We start from the raw sequence: 18,328 nt of genomic DNA on the forward strand, positions 1-18,328 counted from the left end.
ATAAAATAGGGCTGATACGATATGTATCAGCCCATTTCATGTAATTAACCCTTTGCTTCTTCTTTTTCTTCTTCTTTATCGAACATGCCTTCAAACTCATCGATTTTTACATCTACTTTAGCATCATCAATTAACTTATTAATTTTCTCTTGTGCTTTAGTTGGATCTACTTTTTCGTTAAGAATCTGGCGACGGATATCATCTTTTACATCTTTGTATTCGCCAACTGAATCTTCTTTTTCTCGTTTGTCATTTAGCTTAATAATATGGTAACCGTGTTCTGTCTTAACTGGATCACTTACTTCCCCTTTTTCCATGCTGTATACAGCATCTTCAAATTTAGGAACCATTTGACCAGTAGAGAACCATCCTAAATCTCCGCCATTTTCAGCAGAACCATCTGTAGAGTATTCCTTTGCAAGCTTAGCGAAATCTCCACCATCATCAAGCTTCTTCTTTACTTCTTTGGCAGTTTCTTCATCTTCTACGAGAATATGCTGTGCTTTTAACTCTGTTTTCATACGATCATATTTTTCTTTCATTTCTTTTTCACTAATATCTACACCATCAGCAAGTGCCTTCTCTTGTAATAAGGAGACACGTAATACTTCTTTAAATTGGTCTTCATCCTTAAACCCTTGTTGTTGAAGTGCCATTTCAAATTGGTCGCCTAGTTGATCCTTCATTTTTTTCAGTTCTTTGTCGACTTCTTTATCACTAACGTCATACTTGTCCTCCAGTACTTTAACAGTAACCATTTCCTGAAGTACATTTTCCCCATTTCTTTCTTTTAATTCTTGATAAAAATCTTCTTTGGATATATTTCCTGCACTAGTTTCTACGACTGTTTTTGAATCTGATCCATCAGAGCTGCACGCTGCTAATGAAAACACTCCTGCTGTTAATGTTACAGCGATTACTAATTTTTTCATCTAAACACTCCTAATCATATTGCATATGTAATATGCTATTGATAAATATACCATATTATGGTGTGAAAAACATAGTCCTATGTTACTTTTAAGGTCGTCTTATTCATGCTATATCATTGCGTTCAGAACACGAACATATGAGCATACAAGAAGTACGACTACCATTACATTAATTACTCGAAAGACCTTATTCTGCTTTAACGTCTCCAGTTCCATTTTTACACAAAATTTATGAGTTAATGCATTAAATATAAATAAAATAATCATTGCATAGAAAAGAAAAAGTATAAAGATAAGAAAACCCCCTTCTGTCTACATTATCTCTTTATGATTACACAGTATATTTTTAACTTTATCAAAAGATTAGGATGATGAACAGTATTTGATAAATATTTTCTGTTAAATAAGAAAAAGGATCTGGTTTAATGGACCAGATCCTTATGGGTGAGGAGCTTTTATTAAAATATCAAAACCATCGGCACTGTTTTCAATATATGCTTCCTTTGGTGCTTTAATAATATGAATCATATAAAGATAGTCTATAAAAGAAATTCCAATATGGGCTGCAGTAAATAACAAAATATAAACGGAATAATCTTTAAATATATAGCTAGCGACAATGCCCGGCACAGTAACAAAGATAGTCGGCGTAATTGCGACAAGCAGTGAAACTTTCTTTGTTAAATGCAATTTCGTATAATAGGTAAAAACAGGTAAAATAGTTTTTTTTCGTTTATTTATAATTTTTAATCGCTTATTCATAAAAAACAATGGTAAAATATGCATAAACGAGTGAATGGTTGGTAAGACAATCAACCCTACTAAAAGGGGAAATAGACCTATATCATTTACATGTGTACTACCTTGAATAATCGAGATTGGTACATAGAGAAATATAAACGACAACAGACCGATCAAAAATGAGACAATATTTATTCGGTTTGTTCCAAATTCTTTTGTAAGATTAATTGATTTCCAGCAGTTCATTTTTGACCCCTCCATTTCATTCTCTGATGTTTAATCCATATGAATGATAGTATGATTACATTAAAAAATCAATAGTTTTTTATAAACTTTTTTATAAAGATTTTTTAAAGTATTTTATATAAAAAATGAAGGGCTTAAAAATAGGAATGAAAAAGGGGGCTATTAGTTGATGTGCAAGGGGTTGGCGGAATTCCATCTTAGCCTGATTTCAAGAATAATTGATATGAGAAAATATCCGTTTACAAGATTGATTATGGAAAGAAATATAACGAATCCGGAGTATACAGAATTAATTAAACTGTTGGAAGGTTTAGATGACATTTATCATAGTCAGAGAGAAGAGGGTCTGCTTGATTTTAGTTCTTTACTTATTCAATTTGCAGGAATGCTAAATGAAAAATTGGAACCAACAGAGACTATTTATGCTTTAAGTCAAGAGGGAATATATAAGGACCTAGTGAATGAATTTATAAAAATTATTCAACAGGAAGAAAACAAATATAAACGAAGATGACCATCTTTTTACTTAATCAAGGAGGTCATCTTCGTTTTTTACTGGGCAATAAAATATGAACCCTTTTGGCTTTACACTGTTCATAGATGTACATGACAATATCTAGCTCCACCGGCCCACTTCAAGATATTAAGCAATAAAAGATCGCTATTATGAATAATGCTTAACCATGTAGGGAGAAGCAAGGCGCCTGTTCTTTTCATTGAGGATGTATAAATGCAATAAATTAATGTAATTGGAAGTTATTATTAATGTTTATAATAGGTGTACAAGTTTTGCTGGAAACCAACTTCCTCATTCCAACATTCCTTATTATTGCTTCATATTGTTAAAAAGCCCCTCGATTTGCACATGAAAATTTATAATTTCATCAAGTTTTTTATTAAGCTTTTCTTTTTCCTTACTAATGGCCGCTTTTTTTGGTGAATCAATCTCATGCCGAATTTCCATAAGCGTATCCTTATGATGATTTGTTGAATCCAGCCACTTACTAATATAAATGGTAGAAAATGATTTGTATAGTTGAGAGTTAGCTTCGTATAAGTCTTTCCTCACCCCTTTTTTCCATACTCGGGTAACCAGATTTAAATCAAAAAGACTGCGTATACTTGTGCTCATGGAGGTTTTGCTTTTACCAAGTGCCTCGCTCATCTCATCCAAAGTGAGTGGGTCATCCGTAAGATATAAATAAACAAAAAGACGGGATTCAAGTGGGGTTAAACCAAATAACTCAAGCGTCTTTGAAAATTCTATTATCATCTTATTCATTACTTCTTCAAGTTGAGAATCCTTCATATAATCCCCCTAAAACGTTGATATTTCAAGGTTACACTAAAAGAATAACTTTTAAAAACAGGTAAATAGGTAGTATTTGGGAGAAAATAAGAGTTATTTAAAGCATATGCCGAATTTAGTACGTACAGTATAAACTGTACGTAATTTATAAACAAAATCAATAGAATTTAAAGTTTGTGCAGTTCATATAAATCATTTATAGTTATATAGTACATTCTATGGATGTTCGTTTACATATCATCTATGAATCTACGAAATATATCCTGTGATTAACATATTACGTGTTAATACTGATAAAAAAGTAGTAGTGCTATTCGCATAGATAACAAAAAAAGAGAGGTGAAAGTTTTGCCGGTTATTGAAGCCAAGAATTTATCTAAGGTGTTTGGGAAAAACCCAAAGCAAGCATTAAAATTACTAGATAAAGGATATTCAAAAGAAGATATTTTAAAAGAAACAGGTAATACAGTTGGCGTAAATCGTGCCTCATTTTCCGTAGAGGCAGGGGAAATTTTCGTTATTATGGGGCTCTCTGGAAGTGGGAAGTCCACGTTGGTACGCTTATTAAACCGTCTTATAGAACCAACAGAGGGAAATATCCTAATAGATGAGCAAGATCTGGCAACGATGGATAAGAAATCCTTAAGGAACGTGCGTAGAGAGAAGTTAAGTATGGTATTTCAAAAATTTGCTCTATTTCCACACAGAACAATCTTACAAAATGCAGAGTTTGGGTTAGAAATTCAAAATGTAGCCAAGGAAGAAAGGGAAAAAAAGGCAAAAGAAGCACTTGAAATGGTTGGTTTAGGAGAATACATTCATCAGACTCCCGGCCAGCTTTCGGGTGGAATGCAACAACGAGTTGGTCTAGCTCGTGCGTTAGCGAACGATCCGGAAGTACTGCTAATGGATGAAGCATTCTCAGCATTAGACCCACTCATACGAAAAGAAATGCAGGATGAGTTAATTGACTTACAGTCTACCATGAAAAAACAATTGTTTTTATTACACATGATCTGGATGAAGCTCTTCGATTAGGTGATCGGATCGCTTTGATGAAAGATGGTTCAATTGTACAAATTGGTACACCGGAGGAAATCTTAGTAAACCCTGCAAATGATTATGTTGAAAAGTTCGTTGAGGACGTAGATCGTTCCAAGGTATTAACTGCACAGCACATTATGAAAAGGCCTGAAACTGTTAATTTGGATAAACACGGTCCAAGAGTAGCTTTGGAGCGAATGAGAGAAGAAGGTTTGTCCAGTATGTACGTCATTGATAGTCAAAGAAATCTTAAAGGCTATATAACTGCAGATGATGCTTCAGAAGCTCGGAAAAAAGAAATAACGAGTTTAAAAGAGATTCTAAAGAATGACATACCGCGAGTAGAAAAAGATACCTCCATGAATGATATCTTTAGTATTATTCACGATTCACCTATTCCAGTAGCTGTTGTAGAAGATGGAAAGTTAGTAGGGATTATTGTGCGCGGTGCTGTTATAGCGGCACTTTCTCAGGATGGCGAGGTGAATTTAGATGCTGAATAATATGTTGGACTTTATCCCAGAGATAGCTATTGCTGAGGGAACAGAAAAGCTTACGGACAGTATTACAGAAACTTTTTCCTTTTTATTTGAACCAATTAAGGAACATTTCGGAAGTTTGATGGAGTGGACCTCAGAAACGTTAAGTGTTATACCTCCTGTAATTATTATCATCATTGTTGCACTTCTGGCGTTTTTCCTGACTGGAAAGAAGTTTGGTTTAGCTGCATTTAGTGTTGTAGGTCTCTGGTTAATTTATAACCAGGGTCTATGGGAACAATTAATGAGCACCTTTACACTGGTGCTATTATCAAGTATTTTATCAGTGATTGTTGGTGTGCCTGTAGGTATTCTTATGTCGAAATCTAAAATAGCTGAAGCAATTATTACACCAATTTTAGATTTTATGCAGACAATGCCTGCGTTTGTTTATTTGATTCCAGCTGTAGCATTCTTTGGTATTGGTATGGTACCAGGAGTTTTTGCATCACTGATTTTTGCAACACCACCAACTGTAAGATTTACTAACTTGGGTATACGGCAGGTATCTCGTGAATTGGTAGAAGCATCAGACGCATTTGGAAGTACTGGTTCACAAAAGTTATTTAAAGTTGAACTACCTATGGCAAAACAAACAATTATGGCCGGTATAAACCAAACAGTTATGCTTGCACTTTCCATGGTGGTTATTGCGTCCATGATTGGAGCGCCAGGTTTAGGGCGAGAGGTTCTTTCTGCCTTACAACGTGCACAAGTAGGTTCAGGATTTGTCGCTGGGATTGGAATAGTAATTCTGGCAATTATTATTGATCGATTTACACAAACAGCAAATTCCAAAAAAAATTAATGAATAACTTTTAATTAAATGGTTGAAAAAAGAGTCTTCAAGAATTAAGAGAAACTCACACCTATTAATTAAAAGATTCTATAAAAAATATCGAAGGGGAGTAATTAGTAATGTTTAAATTTGACTGGAAAAAACTCGGTATTGCTGCTGGATTGTCTTTATCATTAGTAGCAGCAGGATGCGGATCAGATGGAGAAGGATCAGAGGATTCTGCTGATAGTGGTTCATCTGATGAAAAAAATAAAGAAATTGAACTAGCTTATGTGGAATGGGATACAGAAGTAGCTTCCACCAATGTGGTAAAGCAAGTACTGGAAGATGAAGGCTTTGATGTAACGATCACACCGCTTGATAATGCGGTTATGTGGCAATCTGTAGCAAACAATGAAACAGATGGAATGGTTGCAGCATGGTTACCTGGTACTCATGGTGATCTATATGAACAACATAAATCTGATTTAGAAGATCTTGGAGCAAACTTGGAAGGTGCTAAAATAGGTATGGTTGTGCCTGAGTATATGGATGTAAGTTCAATCGAAGATCTTAGTGATGAAGCAGACAAAACAATTACTGGAATTGAACCAGGTGCAGGAGTCGTGAAAGCAACTGAGAAAGCAACTGAAGAGTATGATAATTTAGCTGACTGGGAAGTTAAAACATCTTCTAGTGGTGCAATGGCAACTGCTTTAGGTGAAGCTGTTGAAAATGAGGAAGACATTGTAGTTACTGGTTGGTCCCCACACTGGAAATTCCAAAAGTATGACCTTAAATACTTGGAAGATCCAAAAGGAGTTTATGGCGAAGCAGAAGAAATTAAAACAATGGTACGTAAAGACTTAAAAGAAGATATGCCAAAGGCTTATAAGATCTTGGATGCGTTCCATTGGGAGCCGGCTGATATCGAAAGTGTTATGCTAGATATCCAAAATGGAACAGATCCTGAAGAAGCTGCTGCAAATTGGATTAAAGATAATCAGGATAAGGTTGATGAGTGGGTAAAAGCAGCTGAATAATATACATGGTACAAAATATCAAGGCCGGATAAACGAACATATCATTTATCCGGCCTTGTCTTACATAAGAAAAGAAGGAGTGGAGTAAATTAGATGATAAAAAGTAGTTGGAAATTAACATTTATCACAATAAGCATTGCTTTTCTATTTGTTTCGTCTGCTTGTGGTTCAGATGAAAAAGATAGTGCCAGCAATGATGGGGCTGACTCAAATGAAGAAACGAACTATAGTGAAGAAGTGAATTATACGATTACTGGAATTGAGCCAGGTGCTGGTATCAGTGTAACTACTGACAAAGCAATTGAAGAATATGATTCTTTAAAAGGATGGACTGCTAATTATTCTTCCACTGCAGCTATGGCATCCGAGCTTGATAAAGCAATCGAAAATGAGGAACCAATTATAATAACTGGCTGGAACCCACATTGGACGTTTGCAAAGTATCCTGATATGAAATACTTAGAAGATCCAAAAGGTATTTATGGTGGGAAGGAAGTTATTAAGACATTAACTAGAAATGGACTTAAAGAAGATATGCCAAATGCATATAAGCTACTTGATCAATTTAACTGGAAGGTAGAAGATATGGAAGGTATCATGTATGATGCAAAGGAAAATGATGAAGAAGTCGCAGTTGCGGCAGAACGTTGGGTGGAAGAGAATCAAGATAGAGTCGATGAATGGAAGGATGGGGTCGAAGAAGTAGATGGAAAGTCTATTGAGCTCGTATCTACTCCATGGGACTCAGAAAGAGCTTCTTCCAATGTGGTTAAGATTGCATTAGAGCAGCTTGGCTATGATGTAACTGTTACCCCTGTAGATGTTGCAGTAGTATTTGAATCTATTGCGAATGGAGACGGTGATGCTACACTTGCAGCCTGGATGCCAATCACACATAAAGATTTTTATGATAAATATAGTGACCAATTTGATGATCTGGGTGCGAATCTAGAAGGAGCAAAAATAGGTCTTGTTGTTCCATCCTATATGGATATTGAATCTATAGAAGATCTAGAACCAGCAAACTAATATAAAAAAAGCTGCCGTTGAATCGGCAGCTTTTTTAGTTAATAAAGTATATAGTTTTAACTTTATTATGTTCTATTACACGAACAGTACAACTTAATAACTTAGGCCTGTTGGCTTTTTACTTTTTCTTCAAGGTCCATAAGGCTTGTTTCAATTTGTTCTAAATACTGATGGATGTTTTCCTGATGTGGTTCTACTGTTTGCTTCCATTCTTCTACAGATTTTTTCATTTCCTGTGTCAATTCTTTAATTAAAGCAGCACCTTCTTTAGAGGTTTCTGTAAGTTGCTCTTTTAAACGTAACCCATCCTGTTTAAGATTTGCTATCATGTCTTTCCATTCAAAACCCTGATCTTTTACACGGCCGCGTAAATCTTTTCCTGATGACGGCGTAGTAAGAAGAGTCGCAGCTGCACTAATAGCACCTCCAACCATGAGTCCTAATAACAATGACTTTCCATTTGCCATACCATCTCTCTCCTTTCTAACGCTTCGTAAATCTTTTTCACTTATTTTACCATGATCAAACATGCAAACATGTATCTTAAAAAAATCCTCTGACATACCCATGCCAGAGGATTTAATTTTAACTATTTCATGTAACTGTAATTGGCTGGGATCGCTTCATTATACTTTGGACAATTGGATGAACCACAAGCATAATAATTGTATTTAAAGCTGCTGCTGGGAGTACAACTGTCAAAAATAGTGCTATAAACCCACCATCCATAAGGTTAACAATAAACAGAGCTACACTTAAAAACACTGCTCCACTAACCATTGTGCCTATAGCGGTTAATGCAGGCGCGGTGAGGTTAATATTCACTCTATTCTTTACCAATAAAAACAATGCTAAAAATACAAATGCTGTTATAGGTTTGTCAATCAAATTAGCAATTTGTCCACCGGGGGCTGAAGTGGTTAGTGCAGAAATAACACCTGTTACAATTGCCAGTAGTGCAACATACTTTGGTTTAGGAAACAAAATGATACCTAAAAACATCATCGACAGAAGCATATCTGGCTTGACCCCAAATAAAATCGGCGGAACAACTGCGTGCAATACAGCACCTATCCCTACAAACAGTGACAAAATTACCATAATCCTCGTATTCATTTATACCTCTCCTCTTCTCAGCTCTTCTGTGCTATTAGAATCCCAACTGTACACTGTTGTCAGCTGCGGAAACGTACATTTATTATAACAAATATTCTTCTAAATAAAAAGTACTAAATTTTCAGATACATGGTTATTGTTCAATAGCCGAGTGAATTTCCCCAGCAATTTTTTGTAACTCACCGGATGTGTAATCATCAGCATGGACTGTCCAATTAGATGAGTAACCGTCATCTTCTCCGTATCTTGGAATGATGTGAATATGTAAGTGAAAAACGGATTGATCAGCTGGTGCCTCATTATTATTTAATAAATTCATACCTACGGGTTTATACACGTTTTTGATCGCGTTTGCAATTTGAGGTATACGAGCAAAAAGTTCCTTTGCAACTTCTGGAGGTGTTTCATAGATATTTTTCGTATGCTGTTTAGGAATTACCAATGTATGTCCCTTTGTTACTTGACTGATATCCAAAAATGCGTAAACGTGTTCATCTTCATATACTTTCGCGGAAGGAATATCACCATTTAATATCTTACAGAAAATGCAATCTTCATGAGCCATCCATTCACCACTCCTTATTTTATTGTTTGAAGTCTAATTATACTTATCTATATTGTATATAGGAAGATGGTGTAAAGTCAAAATAAACAGGACCAGTCCATTAGATGAACTGGCCTGCTTTAAGAAGAACAGGGGAATGATAATACTAACGCGGGGACTCGTAATACAATCGTTAAATCGCATTGGCCACTTAACATTTGATTACAAAAACCTTTTTGTCAGCATCCCTTACGGAGAGATGAGTTCTGGCAAAAGGGTTTTATTTCATTAGATTATCTTTCGGAAACACCTCATTTGTGTTGTTTTCACAAATCTTATATTAGAGTACCGATCACTAACACCTCATTTTGTGTATTTTTTACACGAAATTAATTACATTAGTTGCTCGATCGCTAACACCTCATTTGTGGTTAACACGAAATGTTCATCCCCTGATCTTCATTATCTAGTTTGTTCTCGAAAATTGTATTTATACATATAAAAGAGAAAAATTTTGTCATAATTACTTACATAGTTTGTTTTGGCTTTATTCTTAAGTAATGATAAAATTATACGTAATTATGGAGGAGGAAATATTGTGGAAGCATTGTTACATATTGATAAATTACATGGTGGATATACACATAAAAATGTACTGCACGGTATATCGTTTGAAGTGAAACCAAATGAAATAGTAGGTTTAATTGGGTTGAATGGAGCCGGAAAGAGTACAACAATTAAACACATTATTGGGCTAATGCATGCAAAAAAGGGCTCTGTTTCCATAAAAGGCAAAACGTTTTCCGAAAATCCTTCAACTTATCGGAATCAATTTGCCTATATTCCTGAAATGCCGATCCTATATGATGAGTTGACTTTGTATGAACATTTGCAGCTTACTGCAATGGCTTACGATATTCCAGAGGACGTATTTGAGCAAAGATTACAACCACTTTTAAAAGAATTTCGTATGGAGAAAAAGTTAAAATGGTTTCCGGTTCATTTCTCTAAGGGGATGCGTCAAAAGGTAATGATCATGTGTGCATTTTTAATCGAACCATCTTTATACATTGTTGATGAGCCTTTTGTTGGCCTTGACCCACTTGGGATTCAATCCTACCTGCAATTAATGGGGGAAATGAAAGACAAAGGTGCAGGTGTCTTAATGTCCACCCACATATTAGCTACAGCAGAGCGTTATTGTGATCGTTTTGTTATTCTTCATGATGGGGAAATCCGTGCAATGGGAACTTTGCACGAGCTACAGGAAAGCTTTAATATGCCAAAAGCCACACTGGATGATATATATGTCCAATTAACGAAAGAAGAAGATCATCATGTTTGATTCACACACATTTTTCATGAAACGTTTTTCTGCACATTTAAAAGAGACAAGTCGTTATTTACGTTATATATTTAACGGCCATATCGCTTTTGCTATGCTTTTTTTCGTTTCAGCACTTGCCTATTACTACCAGCAGGCACTTACACAGCTTCCTGCAAATTTTCCCACTGCACTTCTAATGGGAATCGTTTTTGGAGGAATAGTAAGTTATAGTCCTGTGCGTACATTGTTAAAAGAGCCAGATCTCGTTTTTTTAATCGCTGCAGAGAATAAAATGCAAGCTTATTTTCGAAATGCGCTCATATACAGCTTTGTTATTCAACTCTATCTTGTTCTTCTCATAACTGCGGCATTTGGCCCATTATACTTTGCAACATATACTGATCGTGACATCACGTTTTACTTACTATCTTTTGTTGTGTTACTTATTTTTAAGATATGGAATTTACTTGCAAACTGGTGGATGTTGAAGGTTAGAGAACCTCAGATGAGACAATTAGATTTATTTGTTCGTGTACTATTGAATATGGCAGTTTTTTATTTCCTCATCAATGGCAATATGATTTTAGCGGGCATTGCTACACTGCTGTTTATTATTGTCTTCTTTTATGATTACAGCTTGTCAAAAAAACATGCAGGTGTCTTGTGGGATCTTTTAGTACAAAAAGATCAGAACAGAATGCAGACATTTTACCGCTTGGCCAATATGTTTGCAGATGTTCCACATATAAAAACACCAATTAAAAAAAGACAATGGCTTGTTTCGTTAGTTAGCAAGGTTCCTTTTACACAAAAAAATACATTTGATTATTTATACCGTATTACTTTTGTGCGTAGTGGAGACTATATGGGAATGTATTTCAGACTACTTGTTATAGGCGGGTTATTTATATACTATATTCCGAATCTGTGGATGAAAATTCTTTTTGCAATATTATTTTTGTATTTGAGCAGTTTCCAGATGATGTCATTGTATCAGCATCACCGAACAATCATATGGCCTGAATTATACCCGGTTGAAGAAAGTCTACGTAAAAAAGCAATCGTAAAATTGTTATTTCAGCTGGGCTTTATTCAAACTGTTTTATTTTCCCTGTTATTGTTAATTATGCAAGCTTATATTGGGTTTTTTGTGACATTAATAGGAGGAACTCTTTTCAATTACTTGTTTATTAATGGCTATGTCAGTGGAAAATTAGCGGCGAAACAATAATCGTATAGTTGGGAAGAAGTTAAACGAAACAATATTTCGTAGAGACAAATAATTGCAGTAAGTTACCCTAATCGTTAAGTTTTGCACGAGCGGACAAAAACATGAAAAGCCGAACTGATACTATTTATTCAGTGTACAGTTCGGCTTTTTACTTATATGTTTTACTTCTTTTTCGGTTCTAATATATATTGGGGTTATTCAATAATACGGAAAATGGATATACTGCGAAGTAACTTTGTTATGGTATGCTGAAAAGCTCGCTTAAATATTGAGTCTGTTTTTACCATCGCTACGGAAAATACTGCGCTTTTCGGGGCCGGCTGATGAGCTCCTCATGCTAACGCATTCCGGGGTCTCACCTATGCCTTATCTCCCCCAGAAGTCTTCGTATTTTCCTCCGCTTAGTTTTGCTTTTTTAGCAATGAATGACTTTAGTGTTAGGTGTAAAAAGCTCGATTAACATCGTCAAAGACAAGTGAAAAGCCCACTTTGCATGTGAAATATTAAAGCTCATACAAATTGATTGGAGTGGAAAGCGTCCACATGCAACGGAAATCAATGGAGCGCTTCTTCTCAAATATTTCACTGAGCATTTTTATAAGCCAAGTTAGGTCGCATTTTCCTCCAACTATGAAATAACTAAATACGTTTGTACCCAATATTTGCAGTAGAACCTCTTTCTTATTTTTATTGCGATTGATATGCAAAATACGCCTCGATCAGCGTTTTGGCAGCGATAGGAAGAGCACGTTCGTCAATATCAAATTTTGGGTGATGATGCGGATAGGGATTTCCTTCTTTATGAGCACCTGTAAAGAAATAGGCTCCAGGTTTCTTCATTGTATAGTAAGCAAAATCTTCTCCACCCATTACTGGGATAACTTCTTCGGCTGTATGGATTTCCTTTACTTGTCTACTCGCTTCCAACACGACTTCTGCTTCCTTCGCATGGTTAACTAACGGGGGATATTCTTTTTCATAATTAAATTTATAATCTGCTTCATGACTAAGGCAAACTCCTTTAATAATCTTTTCCATTTCATGAATAATTTCTTTCTGTATTTCTATATCAAGATATCGCACCGTTCCAATTAACCTTGCTTTATCTGCAATAACGTTAAATGTTTCCCCTGCTTCAAATACCCCTACAGTTACAACTGCAGTTTGCAAAGGATCCAGCCTTCTACTTACAATTTGTTGTAATTGACTAACAAGCTGTGATCCAATAACTATAGCATCCTTTGTTTCATGAGGATAGGCACCATGTCCACCTTGTCCTTGAATAGTTATTTCGAAACGATCTGCACCAGCCATAAATACATCCTTGGAGGTTTGCATAACTCCCAAAGGGGTGGTTGCCCATAAATGGGTGCCAAATATAGCGTCTACATGATCAATAGCTCCTGAATCCACAATAGGTTTGGCACCACCTGGCGCATATTCTTCTGCATGTTGATGTAGAAAGACAATAGTGCCTGGTAAATCTTCTTGGCAACGTTTCATTACTTTTGCAAGTACAAGCAAGGTCGAAGTATGCCCGTCATGTCCACAAGCGTGCATCACACCCGGCACTTTTGATTTATAAGGTACATCCTTTTCATCTTGAATAGGTAAAGCATCAAAATCTGCACGTAATGCAATTGTCTTACCAGGTTTACCACCTTTTAATGTAGCAATGACTCCATTTCCGCCAACATTTGTCTCATATGGGATACCAAGCTCATCATAAAAGCTGGCAATATATTTAGCTGTTTCTGTTTCATGAAAGGAAAGCTCTGGATGTTGATGCAAGTATCTGCGTATTTCCACCATTTCATCATAATGCTGGTCTATCAGTGTATGTATTTCTTTTAACAAAAATAAAAACCTCCTCTAGACTTTACTTTCTAATTATTATAACATTTAAGAATATAAAATGATGTTATTTTTTCTAACATAATGCAGGAAGAGATAGAAGTATTGGCATTAAATTGTGCAGTGGGAACAATTGCCACTATTCTTCTTAGAATGATATTTTTCATTAAAAGGACATACATTCATAGTAAGAAGGAACTGCGAATCAGTGGTTATTCTAATCATATGTATTAGAACAAAAAAAGGATGCCATTATAGGCACCCTTTATCGATTTATTGAGAAAGTCTTGGATCTGCTAATAGACGTTGAACTTCTTCCTTATGATGTGTTTCATCAGAAATGAGGTCTTCCAACTTCACTACTAACTCTGTATACCCAAGATTTTCTGCTTGTTTTTTTCGTTTTTCATAACGATCAATGGTATCTGATTCGGCTTTTAATGTAGCTTCCAGCAGATCTTTTACATCTGAAGGCTGTGGCACATCAGCAGACTTGGTTGTAGGAGTGCCACCAAGAGATTTAATTTTTTCTGATAAGTAAAGTGCATGTCCTAATTCATCATTAATTTCTGCTTCAAAAAAAGGTTTTAGTGCAGAACGATATAGTCCTGAAACCACAGAAGCACTGTATGTGTACTGAATTGCTGCACCATACTCATGAGCAAGATCTTCATTTAAACCATCAATTAATTCCTGTAAGTCTTTATCCATTCTGTATCCCACCTTTAATTATTTTGTGTATATAATAATGTTTCCCTCTTTTGTTTTTTTGAAACATGAAGTCGGGTAATATATCAGATGGAGGGATTTAAATGGTGTCAAAGAGAAAATACATTTTGTTTATCTTTATGGTTCTGCTTCTCGCTATGATAGCAGTATGGGTAGTGAAAATATTAAATGGGTCTGTTCCTTATGTTGATCAATGGACAAGAGATCTTGTTGCACAAATGGATGAAACAGTGTTCTATACGATTGCGCGTTGGTTAACAGAATTGGGGTCCAGTACGTTCTTAATTCCATTTGTTATTATTATTGCTTTGTTTTTATGGTGGAAATATTATGATTGGCTTCCTCCTATTATTTTTGCTGGTGGTACACTCGGCACTCATTTATTAAATCAGTTGATTAAAGGGCTAGTTGAAAGAGAAAGGCCTAGCATTTTAATTGCAGCCAATGCGGAGGGGCACAGTTTCCCTTCTGGTCATGCTATGATTTCCATTGTGTGTTATGGCCTCTTAGCTATTTTATTGCAGCACTGTTAAAAACAAAAAGAGGTAAAATAGTTGTTCATAGTTCGTTGGCAATATTGATTTTCCTTATAGGGATGAGTCGGTATGTGATAAACGTTCACTATCTGACAGATGTGGTTGCCGGTTTCATTATTGGCTACCTTTGTCTGATCGCTCTGATCTATATCTACGAGGCAATCGCGAAGAGGAGGTCTCGGTCTTAGGGCGGAGGAAAAAGCATGCTTAAGGTGGTTCTTCTTATTAAAAAACCAAGGTAGACTGAATATAGAATAATATGAGGGGGCCATCTTATGGATGCAACGGTAAATGATATAACAAAAGGAAAATCGTCTCTATTTAAAAATCGTAATTTTTTATTTCTCTTTATTGGTGCGTTATTTTCTTCTCCAGGATATTATGTATATTTAATTGGGGCAGAGTGGTTGATGTTAACTTTAAATGATAATCGTTTTTATTTTGGTATGCTTTTTATTGCTGCCTCCATACCAAGGTTATTATTGCTAACTGTTGGGGGAGTTGTTGCTGATCGCTTTAATAAAAGGTTGATACTATTTTTATCCGATATGACTCGCGCACTACTTATATTAGTATTAGTAGTTCTTCTTTTTGCTGATATGGTTACGGCTTGGCATCTAATAATACTGGCAGCTTGTTTTGGGATTTCAGATGCTTTCAGTTATCCGGTTCTTAACTCCTTAACGCCAATGATTTTGGAAGAGGAACAGTTGCAGAGAGGTAATTCATTCATTCAAATGACAAGTCAAATTAGCCCAATTCTTGGTCCTGCTCTAGGAGGTACATTGATTGCGGTATTAGGGTTCAAAGGTGTATTTATCGCCGCATTCTTGTTTTTATTCCTAGCCTCTATTACAGTTCTGCTTATCCGATTGGAAAAGGATGATGATAAGGAAGAGGTTCATTCACCGTGGCAGGATTTAAAAGCAGGATTTGTGTACGCTCGCAATAATGAAATTATTATGTCCATTGTATTTTTGGGCTTTATTTTAAACTTTTTCTTTTCTGGTCCGTTGTCTATGGGGATACCAATTATTGTAAAGGATGTCTTTATAGGAAGTGCAGTTAGCTTGGCGACTGTGGAGACTTCACTAGGGATAGGAGCGTTAATTGGAGCATTAGTTCTAGCTTCTATTACCTTAAAGAAACCTGGATACGTGATGGTTAGCGGATTAATTGTATTAGGCATCCTCTTTACTTTTATTGGTTTTTCCAGCTCAGTGCTGTTTACAGCTGGTCTAGTTGCCATGATGGCGTTTATTCTTCAACTGGTCAATATTCCTTTAATAACTATGCTGCAGAAAACGACCGATAAGAAAATGCTCGGCAGAATAATGAGCTTATTAATGACTGTTTCTACTGGATTAGTCCCGGTATCTTATGTAGCTACTTCTCTGTTAATATCAGCAGGAGTGGGGATTCAGTCAATCATTGTTTGTAGTGGTATAATTATTACCTTAATTGCTTTATATAATCTGCGAAATAAACAACTATTGAAAATAAGACAATAGAAGAGGATGAACAGAATGAAAAGTATTCTACGTTATTTTCTGGCAATCTTCCTGATTGGATTAGGTATTATGCTTGTGCTTACTAATTTGGGAATGGTGAATTTTGATTTTTATACCGTGTGGGGCTATATATATCCAATCTTCTTTCTCGTGTTAGGTGTAAAGTGGGTAATTGACTATTTTAATAGAGGAGAGGGGAGCTGGATATTTGGCTCTTTTCTTATCATTTTTGGTGGGTTGCTTCTACTTGATCGCCTTGAGCTTATTGTCTTTTCGTTTGGTGATGTTATAAATCTTTGGCCATTGCTGATTATCTATGCAGGCTTTTTATTAATAGGTAAAAAACGCACCTTTGTTCATGTCTCAAGTGGAAATGAAAAGAAGAATAAAAAGCAGCGAGATTCCTATTTCAGTTTTGGAAACCAGGAATTTAATCATCAAAATTGGAAAGTAGAGCCAATGAACCTCAGTCAAATGGCAGGTGATTTTTATTTTGACTTTACTAAAGCTTTCATTCCGGACAAGGAAATTCCCATTTCGATTCAGTCGTTAGCTGGAGATGTGAATATCGTCATGCCGGAAAATATCGACTTTCGTGTGAAGGCCTCTGTGAAGGCTGGAGAAGTTTATGTAGCAGGGCAGACGGTTGAAGGGATTAATCGTTCACTTAAGTATGAGACAAATAACTATGATACTGCTGTAAGAAAAATAGATTTTCAAATCCATTTAAAAGCTGGGTCAATTCGAATTGATTATGTATAGGGGGAAGAGCGATGATTAACCGTTTTTCAAGCATTCGTTACAGTTATATCCGTTCTCATTTATATGGCTTGTTTTTAACAAGTATAACGTTGCTCTCCCTTCTTTTATCAATCTATGTCATTTTTGAACCTGCATGGTTAACAGCGCCTGGTATTTTTCTTTTTATCTCTTTATATATTGTTATTGGAACAATCCTATCGCTCTATGCAGGATTTAAATCAAGTGGTGATATGAAAGAGAGGCTGGAATACCTTTCTGTGTTAATTACCAGATTCGCAAACGGAAGCTATACTTCGCGGGTTTATTTTAATGAAGAGGATGAACTTGCCAGGATCGGGAATGAAATGAATGAATTAGGTGAAAAACTACAAAATCAAGTTAAAGCCTTAAGACAGCGTGCGGATGAGAAAGCTGAATTTGCAAAATCTGCCCATAAAGCTGCTGTTATAGAAGAACGTCAACGACTAGCTCGAGATTTACATGATGCGGTAAGCCAGCAATTATTTGCATTAACGATGATGGCAGAAGCAGCGGTGAAACAGATGGATAGAGATCCAAACCTTGCAAAGGAACAAATGGTAGAAGTGACTAAAGCAGCACTGCAATCCCAAGCAGAAATGCGAGCACTGTTACTTCATTTGAGACCTATTCACTTATCTGGTGATACATTATCTACTGGTATTCAAAAGCTTGTAGATGAACTGAAGCAAAAAAGTACAATTGCTTTTAAGTTGAACATTCCTTCTGATCTACAATTGGCAGATACGATAGAGGAGCATGTTTTCCGTATCATTCAGGAATCTCTTTCGAACATATTGAGACATGCAAATGCTTCTGAAGTGGAGATTAGTCTTTCTAAGCCGACCAGCGAGTTATTTGTACATATTCGTGATGATGGGGAGGGGTTTGACTCAACTCAAGATATGGAAAGAAAAACTTCTTATGGTTTGAAAACGATGAAGGAACGTAGTGAAGAATTAGGTGGAACATTTACAATTAGATCTAACACTGGAGAAGGTACATATATTGATATTCGTATACCATGCTGATAGGGGGA

19 protein-coding genes and 1 pseudogene are annotated in these 18,328 nt (G+C 35.8%); 12 read left to right on the plus strand and 8 right to left on the minus strand.

Annotation, left to right across the window (positions count from 1 at the left end; translation table 11 throughout):
* Positions 1 to 44: 44 nt before the first annotated feature.
* Positions 45 to 932, minus strand: coding sequence for a peptidylprolyl isomerase (locus tag JCM12304_RS11580; RefSeq protein WP_019376167.1), 888 nt, complete (start codon positions 930 to 932; stop codon positions 45 to 47).
* A gap of 438 nt (positions 933 to 1,370) precedes the next feature.
* Positions 1,371 to 1,919: a DUF3267 domain-containing protein gene (locus tag JCM12304_RS11590; protein WP_019376169.1), complete on the minus strand. Its 549-nt coding sequence runs from the start codon at positions 1,917 to 1,919 to the stop codon at positions 1,371 to 1,373.
* 169 nt (positions 1,920 to 2,088) lie between these two features.
* Between JCM12304_RS11590 and JCM12304_RS11595 the strand changes: the two genes are divergently transcribed.
* A complete protein-coding gene (locus tag JCM12304_RS11595) occupies positions 2,089 to 2,433 on the plus strand; it encodes a DUF1878 family protein (RefSeq protein ID WP_060680508.1) in 345 nt (114 codons plus the stop codon).
* A 312-nt stretch (positions 2,434 to 2,745) separates the two neighbouring features.
* Here JCM12304_RS11595 and JCM12304_RS11600 read toward each other — a convergent pair whose 3' ends face one another.
* Positions 2,746 to 3,228: a GbsR/MarR family transcriptional regulator gene (locus JCM12304_RS11600; RefSeq protein WP_060680510.1), complete on the minus strand. Its 483-nt coding sequence runs from the start codon at positions 3,226 to 3,228 to the stop codon at positions 2,746 to 2,748.
* Positions 3,229 to 3,576: 348 nt separating this feature from the next.
* On the opposite strand from JCM12304_RS11600, the pseudogene JCM12304_RS11605 reads away from it, so the two are divergent.
* The 4 genes and pseudogenes from JCM12304_RS11605 to JCM12304_RS11620 all read left to right on the plus strand — a co-directional run bounded on the left by JCM12304_RS11605 (position 3,577) and on the right by JCM12304_RS11620 (position 7,661).
* Positions 3,577 to 4,775 (plus strand): annotated as a pseudogene (locus JCM12304_RS11605) (quaternary amine ABC transporter ATP-binding protein).
* Positions 4,765 to 5,619, plus strand: coding sequence for an ABC transporter permease (locus JCM12304_RS11610; protein ID WP_060680512.1), 855 nt, complete (start codon positions 4,765 to 4,767; stop codon positions 5,617 to 5,619). Before JCM12304_RS11605 ends, JCM12304_RS11610 begins: the two are co-directional and overlap by 11 nt.
* A 110-nt stretch (positions 5,620 to 5,729) precedes the next feature.
* On the plus strand, positions 5,730 to 6,632 hold the full coding sequence (locus JCM12304_RS11615; RefSeq protein ID WP_019376174.1) for a glycine betaine ABC transporter substrate-binding protein: 903 nt from the start codon (positions 5,730 to 5,732) through the stop codon (positions 6,630 to 6,632).
* A gap of 93 nt (positions 6,633 to 6,725) precedes the next feature.
* Positions 6,726 to 7,661: a glycine betaine ABC transporter substrate-binding protein gene (locus JCM12304_RS11620; protein ID WP_060680514.1), complete on the plus strand. Its 936-nt coding sequence runs from the start codon at positions 6,726 to 6,728 to the stop codon at positions 7,659 to 7,661.
* Positions 7,662 to 7,762: 101 nt separating this feature from the next.
* On the opposite strand, the gene JCM12304_RS11625 is transcribed toward JCM12304_RS11620, so the two are convergent.
* The 3 genes from JCM12304_RS11625 to JCM12304_RS11635 form a co-directional block, all read right to left on the minus strand.
* Positions 7,763 to 8,128: a YtxH domain-containing protein gene (locus JCM12304_RS11625; protein ID WP_060680516.1), complete on the minus strand. Its 366-nt coding sequence runs from the start codon at positions 8,126 to 8,128 to the stop codon at positions 7,763 to 7,765.
* A gap of 127 nt (positions 8,129 to 8,255) precedes the next feature.
* Positions 8,256 to 8,777 carry a tryptophan transporter gene (locus JCM12304_RS11630; RefSeq protein ID WP_060680518.1) on the minus strand — a complete coding sequence of 174 codons (522 nt, stop codon included), beginning with the start codon at positions 8,775 to 8,777 and terminating at the stop codon, positions 8,256 to 8,258.
* A 133-nt stretch (positions 8,778 to 8,910) separates the two neighbouring features.
* Positions 8,911 to 9,342 (minus strand): HIT family protein, encoded by a 432-nt coding sequence (locus JCM12304_RS11635; protein ID WP_019376178.1) that lies wholly within the window; start codon positions 9,340 to 9,342, stop codon positions 8,911 to 8,913.
* Between the two features lie 577 nt (positions 9,343 to 9,919).
* Between JCM12304_RS11635 and JCM12304_RS11640 the strand changes: the two genes are divergently transcribed.
* Both JCM12304_RS11640 and JCM12304_RS11645 read left to right on the plus strand, forming a co-directional pair.
* Positions 9,920 to 10,666, plus strand: coding sequence for an ABC transporter ATP-binding protein (locus JCM12304_RS11640; protein ID WP_019376179.1), 747 nt, complete (start codon positions 9,920 to 9,922; stop codon positions 10,664 to 10,666).
* Entirely contained in the window at positions 10,659 to 11,879 is a 1,221-nt protein-coding gene (locus JCM12304_RS11645) for an ABC transporter permease (protein WP_019376180.1), read from the plus strand. The genes JCM12304_RS11640 and JCM12304_RS11645 overlap by 8 nt, the downstream gene beginning before the upstream one ends.
* 687 nt (positions 11,880 to 12,566) lie before the next feature.
* Here the strand turns inward: JCM12304_RS11645 and JCM12304_RS11650 are convergent.
* Together JCM12304_RS11650 and JCM12304_RS11655 are read right to left on the minus strand one after the other, a co-directional pair.
* The gene (locus tag JCM12304_RS11650) at positions 12,567 to 13,736 is read right to left on the minus strand and encodes a M20 metallopeptidase family protein (RefSeq protein ID WP_060680520.1); all 1,170 of its coding nucleotides are present in this window, start codon (positions 13,734 to 13,736) and stop codon (positions 12,567 to 12,569) included.
* A gap of 270 nt (positions 13,737 to 14,006) precedes the next feature.
* The gene (locus JCM12304_RS11655; protein ID WP_019376182.1) at positions 14,007 to 14,444 is read right to left on the minus strand and encodes a ferritin-like domain-containing protein; all 438 of its coding nucleotides are present in this window, start codon (positions 14,442 to 14,444) and stop codon (positions 14,007 to 14,009) included.
* Positions 14,445 to 14,545: 101 nt separating this feature from the next.
* Here JCM12304_RS11655 and JCM12304_RS11660 point away from each other — a divergent pair, with 101 nt between their 5' ends.
* From JCM12304_RS11660 to JCM12304_RS11675, 5 genes are all read left to right on the plus strand, one after another.
* Positions 14,546 to 14,995 carry a phosphatase PAP2 family protein gene (locus JCM12304_RS11660; RefSeq protein WP_256200821.1) on the plus strand — a complete coding sequence of 150 codons (450 nt, stop codon included), beginning with the start codon at positions 14,546 to 14,548 and terminating at the stop codon, positions 14,993 to 14,995.
* Positions 14,956 to 15,186 carry a phosphatase PAP2 family protein gene (locus JCM12304_RS20090; protein ID WP_256200822.1) on the plus strand — a complete coding sequence of 77 codons (231 nt, stop codon included), beginning with the start codon at positions 14,956 to 14,958 and terminating at the stop codon, positions 15,184 to 15,186. Before JCM12304_RS11660 ends, JCM12304_RS20090 begins: the two co-directional genes overlap by 40 nt.
* Positions 15,187 to 15,273: 87 nt before the next feature.
* A complete protein-coding gene (locus JCM12304_RS11665; protein ID WP_019376184.1) occupies positions 15,274 to 16,509 on the plus strand; it encodes an MFS transporter in 1,236 nt (411 codons plus the stop codon).
* A gap of 15 nt (positions 16,510 to 16,524) precedes the next feature.
* Positions 16,525 to 17,271 (plus strand): cell wall-active antibiotics response protein LiaF, encoded by a 747-nt coding sequence (gene liaF, locus JCM12304_RS11670; protein WP_060680522.1) that lies wholly within the window; start codon positions 16,525 to 16,527, stop codon positions 17,269 to 17,271.
* An 11-nt stretch (positions 17,272 to 17,282) separates the two neighbouring features.
* Positions 17,283 to 18,320, plus strand: coding sequence for a sensor histidine kinase (locus tag JCM12304_RS11675; RefSeq protein WP_060680524.1), 1,038 nt, complete (start codon positions 17,283 to 17,285; stop codon positions 18,318 to 18,320).
* Positions 18,321 to 18,328: the final 8 nt, after the last annotated feature.

This window comes from Virgibacillus halodenitrificans JCM 12304, from assembly GCF_001310895.1.
GTDB lineage: Bacteria > Bacillota > Bacilli > Bacillales > Amphibacillaceae > Virgibacillus_Q > Virgibacillus_Q halodenitrificans.